Here is a 13964-nt window from a genome sequence, read left to right as displayed (position 1 = left end):
GAACGGTCTGCGTTGTCGGGAAGATGCGTGATCTGATCCTTCAACTCAGCAAAAGTTCGATTTATTCAACAAAGCCGGTGGCGTAATACGCATAGCGGTTGTCAGATTCTCCATAGCGGATGTGTATATATTGTCGGCTCTGTTGTCAGGAAGAACTTACAGAACACGTCGCGTTTGAACATGAAACACTTCAAAGCAGCCCAATACTACAAATAAAGCGAATACGGGGTCAACCCAACAAGGTACTCAAACGAAGAGGTTAAGATGCGATTTTTATCCAGGAATTCAATATTATCAAAGGACATTTGAACTTTGCCCCACCCCGGACATCTCTACTTAGCTTTGACATAAGTTATTGATTCATATGTGGTTATTTTTTAACATTTACGTTTCACGTACTGATAGATTGCCTTTGAAGCCAACGCTGACCGTCATTCATCTTGATCAGGAATTTGGGCATCTTCTAAAAACACCTTTGTACGGTAATCATCTTTCCAGCCTAACCAAACTGAATCTTCACCACCGGAAGAAACAACTTTACGGTTTCCTGTGAGATTATCAGCCTGTTCTAAGCATATTGACTGCATATCAATGAGCAAATCAGCTTCTGCGACTTCCGTGCCGCCGATCGTTTCATAGCCGGAAATCAGAACAATTGCCTCAGGGTCTCTTTCGTTCAGCATGGCGATCAACTCTTTCACTTTCATTTTAAGATACCAGTAGTTTATTTGTGTGCATTGCTGATGGATTTTATAGTGCTGCCGACCTTTTTCAAGGTGCTTCCGTTGCTTCCAACGATCATGCTAACGACCTTGTTGTCTGACCTGGTATTGCCGTGGTCATCCTTTTAGAGAAATGCTCCAAAGATCAACATGGCGGCATAGGTTTTCCAGCTTGACCAATCAATCGTGGAACCAAGCAACAGATAGAATGCCAGGGCTACCAGCCCCAGCTTTACTACTAGCGCGATTATTATGGTGAAGATAGACTCATCGCGTTCGCCTTTAAGTATTTTATACCGCGTAATTAAACTGTCGTTTTTCATGTAGCATCCGTTATAGTTATTAAAGTCCTGCATTAGAAGTTGTTATTTGCCGAAGTTACCTTGTATGAGTTAACTGTGGATCCAAAAATACAAAATATAAGCTGTGCCAATTGAAAGGATTAGAAAAGCACAGTTACTAATAAAATCTACTAATGCTTGTAGCTTCTTTATTCTCACAATTGCTGGACCGTGTTCAGTAGAGGTACTACTCAGCCCTTTTGTTCTGGCACTCTCTGCTTTTCTGAAAAAATTGTAATGCAATCCTGACCGCAAGCAAAACCATGCCAAACCAGTCGTTATTACGATATTTATGTAGAAAGCATATTGAATCATTTGTTCAGTTTCGAAGCTTTCCATTGAAAACCCTTTGTTGAAATGTTGAATAAAATTATTTTTAGTAAATGTAAGCAATAAATAGAACGAATATTAATAGTGAAAGATGCAATGCCAACATCTGCTTATGATGCCTTATGAGGATTTCTTCCTTCGCATTCATTAAATCGTACATCTCATCAATATTTTTATTGCTGGTATATTCGAGACGTTCATCACGAAGTAATTTGAACTTTACCAATACGACAAGTGATTTAATAATAAAGCTCGTAAGCATAACAGTTATAGACAAAAATAAAAAATAGGCCAAATTCATATATCACTCCATGGAGATTAATAGAAAAATTTATAATAAGTAATCTCATAGAGCATTACTTGAATCTTCTTCCCATACTAAGGACTCACCGAGAAACTTAGTTAAAGATGATTTGGCATACTGTGGTTCGGAAAAAAAACGTGGGAACCAGCCGTCAAAGCTTTGGGTACCATTGTGACGATTTTCAGGCGAGACTGATAAGCGGTACCCGTCTTCGTAAGGTGAAATGCTAAATGTGTATCCATCATCTGTCTTTGAGATCAGCGTTTTGCATGTCATATGACTGTTTGCTCACAAAGTTACTTTTCTAAGATATCGAAAAGTGTGGATTAGATCATCATTCAGATAGTCTTTTCATCACAAACTTTCCTGCCCACATTATCACAATTATAAAGGTAATAAAACCGATCTGCTCCCAACGTAAATTGGTTTGCTGTTCGGAATCATCCAAATGAATTGCATAAATGTAACATCCGAAGGTAAGCGTGAGTGGAACAACAAGCATCCCTACCTTTTTAGTAATATTTCCAATAAACCACCAATAAAGAACCCAGGAAATAATAGAAGAATAAAAAATTGCTTCTGAAACTATCATATGTAACCTCTTGAATTAGTCGATGCTGTGGGTAAATAAACCCGGACCGTCAAATGATGCAATTGCAAAATATTTAGTAACCATGAATCCTTCGGTTATCTATTTCAGCCATGTATGCAGTAGGCTTTTTTAAGAGATAGATTGGTGAAACGACATTCGTTTTGACTTTATAAGCCAGAATGAAAACACCTGCGGAGCTTGCCATAAGTACCGCAAGAAGAATAGATACCGTTAACTCCTTTGGTGTTTGTATCACCGAAAGAAGAAACAATGCGCTTATGGCTGCAAAAATCCAGCAATATAATGATGCATCCATAAAACCAGCTACAACACTCGATCCAAAAAAAAACCAAAATAAACTTATTAAGATTACTGAGTTTTCATTCATGTCTGTTCCTTGTTATTACTAATTATATTATGCTTTATAGTTGACCGTCAGACTACCCACGGGTTTTGACGAACAAAGTCACGCACTCCATTTATACATGCTTTTGAGATGACTTCAAAATAAGGATGGTTTGATGGAATCATATTCCCGGTATTATCAAGAAGCATAATAGTCCCTAAAGACCGAACCAGTTGATATTCATTGAGCTTACGCTTTAGCAAAGTTTGCAATCTATAAATTGTCTCACCGGAACTGTTACCTTCGATACCTACAACAGAGACCGTACAGTTCACTTCCTGATTATCAGATTGATAATCGAACCAGTAATTTTCGTTGCAATTTCCTTTTTGCGCATGCTCAATTTTGCCAGGCCATTTTACCCATAAAGAAGAGTTGTTTTTAGATCGTAAGATCTGCTTCAGCGTTTCCAATGGATTTTTTTCATCAACCTCAGACCAGGCCGAAATAAATTCTTTCTGCATTGCCTTAGGGTCTATAACGGCAATGAAATCAAATTCCTCTTTATTGATAGAGTTGGCTCGATCTTTGAGATAAAACAGACCGAGTTTATATCCCTTTTCACTTTTCCAGTTTGCTCCCACAGGCTGATAGTCTGTATTTATAAACGGTTTGAAAGTGTGAGTGTCGGGAGAAAAAATTACTGAGGGTGCCAGCACCCGGCCTCGGTATCGTATTGGATTTACAAATATTTTTTCCCCGTCACATAACATTTCAATAATTGCTTTTGTCACAACTACTGAAATAGAAGGTCTACATGTATTTTGATTTATTTCCCCGAGGTGCGCCAAACTTCCATCCTCACTCTTCAACACCTTTGTAAGGCAAGTCGGGCAATACTGTTGATCTCTATAATAAACAGGCATGGTTAGACGACCGGAATCGTTTAGTACCAACTGAAGTAACGGATGAGGCTCTTTCATCATGGTTATTTCTTCCCTTTCACCTTTCTGGGCTTTTCGTTTGCCTGTCTCCACTGCCATGGTGGGACAGGGTTGGTGTCTGCCCATAACCCTTTTGCCTCCTTTTGTGCTGCGGATTCATATTTGATATAGCCAGGGACAATGGCGTTATCTTCGAACCGATAAACCCACGCATATCCACTGTCCACCATAGAGGCATTGATATCATATCCATCTAACCAGATGGTACCTAACATACGGCCATAGATATCCGTACCATGGTCTATCACGGTAACGATTTTAGTTGCTATAGCTGTGGTTAAGGCCTGTTTTGCTTTTTGGCCAAAAGCCTGTTTAGATTCAGGAGCGTCTATACCATACATCCGTATTTTGATGGTTGTGTTTTGAGCATCCAACGCAGTTATGGTGTCACCGTCAACAATCTTAACCACCTTTGCCTCAAAAGTTGTTGAGTTCCCCCAGGACGCCACTGGGAATACAACAATCATGATGGGCAAAAGTAACTTTGTTAAAAAAAACATCATTTCACCTTGATTTGTTGAGTACAGACATGTATCCACAAGCCTATTTACAGGCAGTATTTTAACAAGTCATTATTTCATGGGCGGGCTTAAAACCAATCTTTTTGCAACTTAAAGGCAGAATAATCACAATAAATTTAGAACCTGAACCAAAAAATAATCCAAATTAAGCGTGTTAATCTATCTCAAAGATATTATTCCTGAGAGAGTTTGGATGAAACGTTACACTCATGATCTTGAGACAGACCTGAATGATGTGGATAAAACACCATCTCTGATCCACAAAACTTTGTTAACAGCTTCGACCATTTATGACCTGAAATATCTGGCTCAGGTATTAAATGATGAAAATGGCAGTAATTGGTCCCGTGCATCCCTTAAACGTCAGGTTACATGCATACCTGAGCATTGTGAGCTGAGTATCGCAGATGGACGCTATCTACAGACTTTAATACCTTCACGACCTGCTGATTATGAGGACAGGCACTTTAGCTTTATCGATCTGTTTGCAGGGATAGGTGGACTGCGAAGCGGATTTGATGCCATCGGTGGTAAATGTCTTTTCACGAGCGAATGGAATACTTATTCCAGCCGTACTTACCGGGCGAACTGGTATTGCGATGAGAACGAGCACCGCTTCAATTCAGACATCCGTGACATCACTCTTAGCAACCGGCCCGAGGTTACTGATGACGAGGCATACAAATTTATCGATGCCTCTATCCCGGATCATGATGTTCTTCTTGCGGGATTTCCATGCCAGCCATTCAGCATCGCCGGTGTCAGTAAAAAGAACTCTATGGGTCGCAAACACGGTTTCGAGTGCGACACTCAGGGTACGCTCTTCTTTGATGTGGCCAGGATCATCCGGGCAAAACAACCTGCAATTTTTGTTCTGGAAAACGTAAAAAATCTGAAGAGTCACGATAAGGGTAATACCTTTAACATCATCATGAAAACGCTCGATGAGCTTGGCTACGACGTCGCAAACAGCGAAAGCACGGGCGCGGATGATCCTAAAGTCATCGATGGCCGTCATTTCCGACCCCAGCACCGTGAACGTATCGTCCTTATTGGTTTTCGCCGCGACCTACGTCTGAAAGACGGTTTTACTCTGAGAGACATTAAAGACTTTTATCCGGACAAGCGCCCTTCTCTCTCAGATTTACTGGATCCGAGCGTAGATAGTAAATACATCCTCTCCCCTAAACTCTGGGAGTACTTATACAACTATGCAAAGAAACATGCGGCAAAAGGCAATGGTTTTGGTTTTGGACTAGTAGATCCTTCCAATGTTAATAGTGTCACCAGAACCCTCTCAAGCCGCTATATGAAAGACGGATCTGAAATTCTTATTGATCGGGGCTGGTCTCATGAACTGGGAGAAACTGATTTCCATAACACATACAACATGGACCGTCGGCCACGCATGCTAACGCCACGTGAATGCAGCAGGCTAATGGGCTTCGATAAACCCGGGGAAAGTGTTTTCCGTATCCCTGTGTCCAATACACAGGCTTACAGACAGTTTGGGAACTCCGTGGTCGTTGATGTCTTTGCGGCCGTCGCCAAACTGCTGAAGTCACGAATTGAATTTGCAGCCTCCCAGCGCTTGCGGCAGTTTTACGACGAAGTCAGCTGACCTGAGCTCCTTCATCAATTTAAATGCTTAAGATTGTTGTAATAATGTCAGAGGTCAACCATGACGTATTTCGAATCAGCTGAAGGTGAGACGGTATCTAAAGAACGAGCATTACAAGAACTGTCCAGGCATTGCGTTCCCGAAACAGATTTCGAAGAATTCTTTAGCGACATGGGCGTAAAGGAACAGTATGACGCTCAGGAAGTGTTGCTCTGGTTGGGATATTAAACTTCCTGTTTAGGAGACTACTATGAGCCAAAAATTCGCAGTGATGATTGCTTACGACGACGATCCAAACGTCAAAAGGTATTCACCTGACTTTCAAACGCAGGATGAGTTTGCTAAAGGGTGGCAGTCGGCTCTTAAAAAGGCACACCACACCTCAGGTCAAAAATCAGTCATCACCTGCGGATGTCGTGGAAAAGGAGAAAAGCGACTTTATGTTCGTGCTTTACCGAACGGTGATGCCTTTATTCTCGTCAAAGCCGCTAACACGGGCATTGAGCATGATCCTTCCTGTGTATTCTTCTCCCTTGATGCCCGGCATACCGGCCTGAAAGGATATGCGAGTGGTGTGGTCCGGATTACAACCGAAGGTGATATGGCTGTAAGGCTCGGTATCGGTATGACAGAGAAAGATCCTCCTGAAAAATCAGAAGTGCCTCCCCTGCCCCATGTTCAGCGACCAGAAGGAGGTCAGGCCTCAATGACCCTCCTGGGCTTGCTTAGTCTTTTGTGGACAGAGTCTGGTCTGAATGTCTGGTACCCGAAAATGGCAGGGAAACGTAACGATTCACTGGTACGGTATCGTCTGCTTGAAACCGCTAAACAAATTCGTACCGGCAGAGCCTGCATAGGTGACCATTTATTCATTGGTGTACCTGACCCGAAACAACCTGTCGCTCAGTCGCAAATTCAGCGTCTTTCATCACAGGCGATGAGTGATAAACGTCTCATGCTCCTGTCAGTTTTACCTCGCTACGATGCTGAAAAGCATGAGAAGCCACTTAAATTTTTACCCCTGCGGAATTTTGGGGGGCTACCGCTGATTTTTTTCAATTCAGAAGTCCATTGGGATAGCGTAAAGAAACGATTTTCATCGGAGTACGCAGCATGGAAATCCGGGGCGAAAATAGTTGTCTTTGCGTTGACGTCACCAGCTGCGGTAACCGGCAGAGGCCCTTCTGTAAGAGCTCATCAAATTGTGCTGATGCACGTTAGCGAGAACTGGATACCTCTGGACTCCTCCTATGAGGCGGTTGTTGCAGAAAAGCTGGATGCAGAGCACCGGCAGTACGTTAAGCCCATGCGTTATGATGCGAGTATTAGTGAGGTGTTCCCTGACTTCTACCTGCTCGACACAAAAAGCGATAAGCCGTTCCCGATGGAAGTATTTGGTATGGCCACTCCTGCTTATCTGGCCCGAAAGCAACTCAAAAAAGATTATTACAACCGTGAATATGGGCCTTATGGATGGTGGCACTGGGATGCGACCACAGCATCTGAAACTATGGTGCTGCCTCATTTTCCAGAATCACGCAAACCTCTTTCAACTGACACACCTGCTTAAAATGGAGAAAAAATGTCCTACATGCTTTCGCTAAGCGAACAGACAAAACTGAACGCTTTCCTGTCAGGGATCCTAGATGATTACAAGACTGGGGTTATCACTCAGATACAAGCTGTTGGTAGAATCGGTAACGTGTTTTCTGCTCTGGAAAGTGGAGACTCAAAAAAGGTAGTGCATTTGTTGACTGAAGGACGAAAACTCCTGCGGACGGGCTGAATGTCCGCAGAAGTTCTTATGTGCCAGGGGATGCAGAGAAGTGTATCAACCTGGCTTCATTTATCATGATGTTTTTCTGCTACGCGGCTGTTTTGACTTTCCAGTACCTCCCCCTGCCATTGCACCAGTTAATGTATCAATGGTGCCTTTCAGGGATTCTGAGATTGTTTTCTCCGCCTCCAGGGTAGCTTCCAGCTTCATTACTTTGGCCTGGAGCGTTTTGAGTTCATTGCTTTGTTCAGCCACTTCCGCTTCATAGCCCTGGCTGACCAAAGTTACTTTATTCAGGTCGGCGCTCAGCGACTCGTTTAGTTTATGGAGTTCAGTAAGCTCGGCATTCACCGCCACCAGGTCACCCTCTTTCCCGGACAGTGCACTTTTCAGCTCAGTACAAAGGTTCTGTGCAGCAATCAATTCCTGTTCAAACCTGTCCCTCTCTGCCTTTGTATCTGACACAGTCTGACTTAACTGGTCGCATTGTCTGGAAAGACCGGCGTTATCAGAACGCTGCGTGTTGATCTCTTCGTTCAGCTTTTTTTGATATTCAAGGTGACCAGCGATCTCTGTTTTACGTTCAGCCAGTTGCTGGGAGAGTGAGTCATTTGACTGCTGTGCGAGGCTCAATTCATGCCGTGTGCTATCTAACTGGTGATGGCAGGTTTCGAGTTCTGCTTCGGCAACATTCAGCCTTGTTTCTAACTCCTTGACGGTACTGTCCCGGATCTCTAATCGACCCTGTAGTGCCTGATTCTCAAGTTTCAGCTCATCCATATCGGTAGCGCTTTGCTCAAGCCGCTGTAACAGCTGCGTTACCTCCTCCTCCAGCTGCATGCTACGTGCTTCAGCTTTTTTAACACTATCATTCTGTATTGCGGTATAGCTTCTACGGTAGTGCCAGGTGATGTACGAGATAATATCGCCGAGTGCAACCTTTACCTCATCGGGTATATCCAGGTAACGGGCCTCTTCAGGAACCTCTTTAACATACTTCTGGTACTCCGCGAACATCTCCTGTGACCTTGCAAACGAGCCGCCAACAGCGTTTCTGAGCCAGTGAACTTTGAAGCTCAGATCGATATTTTCCGGGTTAATTTCTTTCTCTTTGCACAGACGTTCGATTGCATTGAAGTAATCGATCATCGCGATAGATGAGTACCTTGAACGACCCATTTCCTTTGATTTTTCAGTGGATTCGCTGCGGATGTCATTCTGCACCTCTGGCGGGGTAGCATCGTTCAGGCTTTTTTCTTTATCATTTTCAATCATCATTTTTTTCCTGCGGCCGGAAGCTGGTTTGCAAAATATATGCTGATAAGATCGTTCAGAGCATTCAGAAGCGAGATACTGTCGATGCAAATATGAACGTTTCCATTCTCAAACAGGCGACACCGCCAGCCATTCTCATCACTGAACTCGCCTGTGAATTCTGTATTTCTCATGGCCGTCAGCCTGTCGACCATACTCAGCCCACCGCCGGTTGCAGGTGTTGGAGTATCAGAACAGATGCATACAATATTCTCAAAGTCGCGTAAACAAAAGTGATTGTCCTGCGAGAAACCGTTGTACCTCAGCACGTTCACACCAGGAAAAATCCCCCGAAGAACAAGCTTTTTTGGCATTGTATATTGCCTGGCATTGCTTTTGAAACTTCGGTCAAGCTTGTTGAGAACATCAACGAAACCTTCTGCAAGGGTGTCTCGTCTGTTAGCCAGTGCATGCTGTAATGTTCCCTTAACAATCTCCAGGGAAGCGACGGGCGGATCCGTACGAAGGGATTCGTTAAAGGCTTCTTTTTGCTTATGGTTCCAGTACCGGTCCATACCTGTTTCTTCAAAGAGCCTTTTCCACGTTTTACGGTCAATTTCCTTACGCCCCTCCTCGATGGTGCGATCCAGTGACGACGGAAGACCAAATGCGTTGGGCTGCATAATTCTGCTGGTGAAGAGAGAGAGACCGCACAGTTCCGACGCTTCCGAGATTAACCGCATCCCTTCTTCGAATTTCTGCATGGCCATATCCCGGGCGCTGATGAGCTGCCCTGTCCGGCTCGCCGGTACTGGCTCAGAACCCTGGTTTTGAGTCATTTTACACTCCATTTTGGTATGTCAGAACATTTTGATTTGAGCAAAGGTAGGTGTACACAGACATTAAAGTTGTCTCCTTTAACATGAAAAAGACTTTAAAGTTGTCTACTTCTTCAGATAGACCTACTTAACAGGATACTAAGTAGGTCATCTCCTTTCTCGCGTAGCATCTCTCGACGTTCACAGCAGAGGACACGTTTCAAAATGTCATCCAAAATTTTTTTCCATTATCTGACGTTGGGTGATTTTGATGGTCAGCGAGTAGAGGCTTTAACAATGTGGGTTGCCCTGAGCAAAGTAAGGGAAGTAGATGTACCAGAAATGTACGCGTTGCCTTGCATGAAGGGGGGCATCTTAAAGCTCATTGATTAAACAAACTCACTATGCCGCTACAAACAGCCCAAAACCGTCACTTGATAACGTGTTATTTAGATAAATTAATGCTCAGGGCTTTTAGCCAAACTGTCACTTGATGTAAGAATCCAGAACCTTCAGCACAACGTCCAGGTCTTCTTCTCGTTTCTGTTCTTCACTTTCATGAACAATATGTTCAGTCAAATGTCCTTTAATCACTTCACGCAATAAACCATTCACGGCACCACGTATGGCGGCTATTTGTTGCAGTACAGCGGCACATTCGTGAGGTTCATCAAGCATTTTTTTCAGCGCAGCAACCTGCCCCTGGATCTTGCTTGTACGTGCTTTCAGTTTTTGTTTATCGCGGATGGTATGTGACATGTGGGCTCTCACTCTCCTGGATATTTTATGTAACTATACCAGCGTTATTCTACTGGGGGGTAGTATATTTTACTGGGGGGGAGTAGAATCCGGCCTACACTTAATAACCAAGAATGATTCTCATGAACGAATTTACGACACTTCTTCAGCAAGGCAACGCATGGTTTTTCATCCCCAGCGCCATTCTGCTTGGCGCGCTTCATGGACTGGAGCCCGGGCACTCCAAAACAATGATGGCAGCATTCATCATTGCTATAAAAGGCACCGTACGTCAGGCCGTGATGCTGGGTGTCGCGGCAACATTGTCGCACACTGCAGTCGTATGGCTGATTGCTTTTGGAGGGATGTATATCAGTAATAAATTTACCGCAGAATCAGCCGAACCCTGGCTACAGATGGTCTCTTCAGTGATCATCCTTGGTACGGCTTTTTGGATGTTCTGGCGAACCTGGAGCGGTGAGAAAAACTGGCTGGAGGGAATGCAGGAGAATGAACATCATCACCATGACGAAACAAGGTTGATCGATACTGGCCATGGAAAAGTTGAACTGTCCATTTTTGAAGAAGGACAACTTCCCCACTGGCGGCTACGCACTCTTAGTGGCCAAAGATGGGCTTCTGAAGATATCTCATTAACCACACTTCGGGAAAACAGTACGATCTCTCAGACTTTTGAATTTGTTGATCATGGTGATTATCTGGAGTCAACATCTCCCATCCCTGAGCCTCACAGTTTCAACGTACGTCTGTCTCTGGGACATCGTGGTCATGTCCATGACTATGATGTGGCGTTCGCTGAACACGACCATGACCATGACCACTCTGAGCTTGATGGGCTGGATGTGAATTCGAAAGAGTATCAGGACGCTCACGAACTGGCTCATGCCAATGACATAAAACGCCGCTTCGACGGGAAAGAAGTAACCAACGGGCAAATCCTGATATTTGGACTGACAGGAGGGCTTATCCCTTGCCCGGCAGCTATAACTGTATTGTTGATCTGCCTTCAGCTTAAAGCGCTTACGCTGGGTGCCACACTGGTTGTTTGTTTCAGTATCGGCCTGGCATTGACCCTCGTAACGGTTGGAGTGGGTGCGGCGATCAGCGTTCGTCAGGTCGCCAAACGCTGGAGTGGCTTCAATACCATCGCCAGAAGAGCCCCCTATATTTCAAGCGCCCTGATTGCTGCTGTTGGGATTTACATGGGTATACATGGCTGGAATGGGCTGGTGCATTAACACCGGTACTGATGACACACACTCTGGGTACTTACAAAGTACATCCTAAGCGCCACCGTTGAGGTTATGAGCAGAAAAACCCGGAATATAAAGCTGCTCTTTCCGGGACTTGTTGCTGAGGCAGGGATTAAGTAACTGATTAAATCCATTCCCATAAGACTCAATGATAAATGAAAGAATAAAAAAAACGCTCCCGGACGGGAGCGTAAGCCAGTGACTTCGGCGTCAAATGAGGGTCTAACAAGTGGAGCTGCGGGTTAATTCTGGGTGATCTGGCTGCGATGCTTTTCAGCCTGCTGCTGATGAATAACGGAAGACTGACCATTATTCGCCTTCTCGTGCACAACAGCGGCTTTTTCATGCTCGTTCATTTCTGAAAATGACGTTGCTGATTCGTTGGTGGCCCCTGGTTTGCCTTTCATCATTTTTTTATGCATCTCCGCCATGTCCTGGTGGGCAGAAGCGTTGCCGTTTTGCATCATTTCATGGGACATTGCAGCCTGATCGTGTCCGCTCATATCCATCATTGTCATACTGTCTCCCTGAACAGCGCTTTTTTCAGAGGTTGACTGCATCTGATGGGCGGGTGCCTGGGCATTATTTACCTGGTCATGCATGTTCATTGTCTCTGCAGCCATGGCGGATGAAGCGACAGCCATAATGGCAACAAATGATACAAGGATCTTTTTCATGGTTGGGTCTCCGGTGTTTTCATACCCAAACAATCAACGGCTTATAACAGAGAAAGCATTTGATCTCAGGGCGGGTTATTCATCACTCCAGGAACCAGGCGATTGCGTTATCACTCTGCTCCTGATTTATGTATGATTATAAAAAACCGCCTCTGTTTATCGCGTGACTGAATGATGACAATTTTGTCACCTTCCAGGTTTCTCCTGAAGAACGGGATTAATCCATTAACAGGCGCACACTGAACACAATTTCCCGCCCCTGCTGTTCTGCTGACAGCTCGCCGCCATGAGCATGAATGATCGACCTTGTAATTGATAATCCCAGCCCCGCGCCTTCCGTGTTGTGGACCCTTGATGAATCAGCTCGATAGAACCGATCAAACAAACGTTCCAGATTAGCGGGAACCTGGCCGGACATCGTATTCGTAATCATCACGTTCACACAGTCACTGTCACGCTCAAGGTGTATCGCTGTACAGGTGTTATCGGGAGAATACTTGATTGCATTGGAAAGCAGGTTACTGAAAGCACGTCGCAGCATATCGCTGTCTCCGGCAACAACGCCCTCTCCTTCAACGGTGATTGTCTTTCCTGTTTCGTCTGCCAGAGGCTCGAACAGCTCACGTAATTCATTCAGTTCGGCGGCCAGATCCACATCATGTTTATCCAGCTGCAGCAGACCATGCTCTGAACGTGCCAGAAAAAGCATATCACTGGTCATTCGTGACAACCTTTTCAGTTCTTCCAGGTAAGCGAATAAGATTTCGCGGTAATGCGAAACATCCCTTTCCTTAGCCAGTGCAAACTGCGTCTGCATCATCAGATTACTGACCGCTGTGCGCAGCTCATGCGCGATGTCAGACGAGAAATCTGACAGTTTCCGGAATGACCCCTCCAGGCGATCGAACATGTTATTGAACTCCTGCATGGTCTCAGAAATTTCCGGCGGAGCCAAATCGGGATTAAGACGCTGATCCAGGCTGTGTACGGTCATGGAGGAAGCCAGACTGGTCATTTCCCGTAGCGGTTTCAGACCAATACGTGTGGTCAGCCAGCCCAGAAAAACAGAAATAAAGACCAGACCGATATTGAACCAGAACAGCCAGGTACTGAGCTTATCCATAAACAGGGTGTGATACCCAGTATCCGTGGCAACCGTAATGATGACATGTTTGCTTTTACCCTGTTCCGGCGTCACGGCAACCCGCCGCGAGATACTGCGGTACACGGTGTTATTTTCTTCCGTCTGGATCATATAGTCGAGAATATCACCCGACTTATTAAGCAGGACCGCTGGAACAACAGAATTTTTGGCATAGAGTTCAACAATTTTTTCATTTTCCATGTTTTTTATAGAAATGAATAAACCATTGTGCCCTACCATCGCATCGTTTATTTTTTCTGATAATGACTTAATATCCGTTTTGTTCCGGAACGTCTCTGTTTTAAGAAACTCTTCGGTGAGCTGAAGTTTACCTGTCAGAAAATCGCGGTCCTGATTATCGAAATAGCCATTAAGGGTGCTAATCAGGATAAAACTTGATAACCACCATACCGTAAGCATCACCGCGGCTTTGTTGAATAAATCGAACTTTTGCTGAGTTGAAGGATCAGATCACGCATCTTCCCGACAACGCAGACCGTT

General features: G+C 44.5%; 15 protein-coding genes. 4 read left to right on the top strand and 11 right to left on the bottom strand.

All coding sequences use genetic code 11. The features are described 5' to 3' along the window. Nucleotides 1–431: 431 nt before the first annotated feature. The 6 genes from V6E55_RS23630 to V6E55_RS23605 form a co-directional block, all read right to left on the bottom strand. A complete protein-coding gene (locus V6E55_RS23630) occupies nt 432–707 on the bottom strand; it encodes a hypothetical protein (RefSeq protein WP_000864986.1) in 276 nt (91 codons plus the stop codon). Between the two features lie 140 nt (nt 708–847). Beyond that, nucleotides 848–1045: a hypothetical protein gene (locus V6E55_RS23625; protein WP_001371914.1), complete on the bottom strand. Its 198-nt coding sequence runs from the start codon at nt 1043–1045 to the stop codon at nt 848–850. Nucleotides 1046–2031: 986 nt separating this feature from the next. After that, on the bottom strand, nt 2032–2289 hold the full coding sequence (locus V6E55_RS23620; RefSeq protein ID WP_000637193.1) for a hypothetical protein: 258 nt from the start codon (nt 2287–2289) through the stop codon (nt 2032–2034). Between the two features lie 73 nt (nt 2290–2362). After that, the gene (locus V6E55_RS23615; protein ID WP_001005009.1) at nt 2363–2677 is read right to left on the bottom strand and encodes a hypothetical protein; all 315 of its coding nucleotides are present in this window, start codon (nt 2675–2677) and stop codon (nt 2363–2365) included. Nucleotides 2678–2724: 47 nt separating this feature from the next. Further along, a complete protein-coding gene (locus V6E55_RS23610) occupies nt 2725–3621 on the bottom strand; it encodes a hypothetical protein (RefSeq protein WP_000975181.1) in 897 nt (298 codons plus the stop codon). A gap of 2 nt (nt 3622–3623) precedes the next feature. Beyond that, nucleotides 3624–4139 carry a thermonuclease family protein gene (locus tag V6E55_RS23605; RefSeq protein WP_031942328.1) on the bottom strand — a complete coding sequence of 172 codons (516 nt, stop codon included), beginning with the start codon at nt 4137–4139 and terminating at the stop codon, nt 3624–3626. Nucleotides 4140–4353: 214 nt separating this feature from the next. Here V6E55_RS23605 and V6E55_RS23600 point away from each other — a divergent pair, with 214 nt between their 5' ends. Genes V6E55_RS23600 through V6E55_RS23590 form a run of 3 tightly spaced genes read left to right on the top strand, consistent with a single transcriptional unit; the run spans nt 4354 to nt 7351 of the window. Then, the gene (locus tag V6E55_RS23600; RefSeq protein ID WP_000833382.1) at nt 4354–5781 is read left to right on the top strand and encodes a DNA cytosine methyltransferase; all 1428 of its coding nucleotides are present in this window, start codon (nt 4354–4356) and stop codon (nt 5779–5781) included. Between the two features lie 60 nt (nt 5782–5841). Next, nucleotides 5842–6009: a hypothetical protein gene (locus V6E55_RS23595; RefSeq protein ID WP_000220758.1), complete on the top strand. Its 168-nt coding sequence runs from the start codon at nt 5842–5844 to the stop codon at nt 6007–6009. A 22-nt stretch (nt 6010–6031) separates the two neighbouring features. After that, a complete protein-coding gene (locus V6E55_RS23590; protein WP_000078514.1) occupies nt 6032–7351 on the top strand; it encodes a DUF1173 family protein in 1320 nt (439 codons plus the stop codon). Nucleotides 7352–7630: 279 nt separating this feature from the next. Here the strand turns inward: V6E55_RS23590 and V6E55_RS23585 are convergent, their stop codons facing one another. From V6E55_RS23585 to rcnR, 3 genes are all read right to left on the bottom strand, one after another. Beyond that, a complete protein-coding gene (locus V6E55_RS23585) occupies nt 7631–8836 on the bottom strand; it encodes a hypothetical protein (RefSeq protein ID WP_001572381.1) in 1206 nt (401 codons plus the stop codon). Continuing rightward, nucleotides 8833–9651 carry a DUF4942 domain-containing protein gene (locus tag V6E55_RS23580; RefSeq protein ID WP_044704764.1) on the bottom strand — a complete coding sequence of 273 codons (819 nt, stop codon included), beginning with the start codon at nt 9649–9651 and terminating at the stop codon, nt 8833–8835. The genes V6E55_RS23585 and V6E55_RS23580 overlap by 4 nt, the downstream gene beginning before the upstream one ends. Nucleotides 9652–10116: 465 nt before the next feature. Next, nucleotides 10117–10389 carry a Ni(II)/Co(II)-binding transcriptional repressor RcnR gene (rcnR, locus tag V6E55_RS23575; protein ID WP_000019951.1) on the bottom strand — a complete coding sequence of 91 codons (273 nt, stop codon included), beginning with the start codon at nt 10387–10389 and terminating at the stop codon, nt 10117–10119. Nucleotides 10390–10511: 122 nt separating this feature from the next. On the opposite strand from rcnR, the gene V6E55_RS23570 reads away from it, so the two are divergent. Next, on the top strand, nt 10512–11627 hold the full coding sequence (locus V6E55_RS23570) for a nickel/cobalt efflux protein RcnA (RefSeq protein WP_001572377.1): 1116 nt from the start codon (nt 10512–10514) through the stop codon (nt 11625–11627). Nucleotides 11628–11884: 257 nt separating this feature from the next. Here V6E55_RS23570 and V6E55_RS23565 read toward each other — a convergent pair whose 3' ends face one another. Continuing rightward, nucleotides 11885–12319, bottom strand: coding sequence for a hypothetical protein (locus V6E55_RS23565; protein ID WP_000723070.1), 435 nt, complete (start codon nt 12317–12319; stop codon nt 11885–11887). Between the two features lie 217 nt (nt 12320–12536). Next, the gene (gene pcoS, locus V6E55_RS23560) at nt 12537–13883 is read right to left on the bottom strand and encodes a copper resistance membrane spanning protein PcoS (RefSeq protein WP_004248839.1); all 1347 of its coding nucleotides are present in this window, start codon (nt 13881–13883) and stop codon (nt 12537–12539) included. Nucleotides 13884–13964 lie beyond the last annotated feature (81 nt).

It is taken from the genome of Enterobacter sp. 342 (assembly GCF_036663495.1).
Lineage (GTDB): Bacteria > Pseudomonadota > Gammaproteobacteria > Enterobacterales > Enterobacteriaceae > Enterobacter.
Note: the sequence above shows the minus strand (reverse complement) of the source record. Positions and strands in the feature narration are given on the sequence as shown.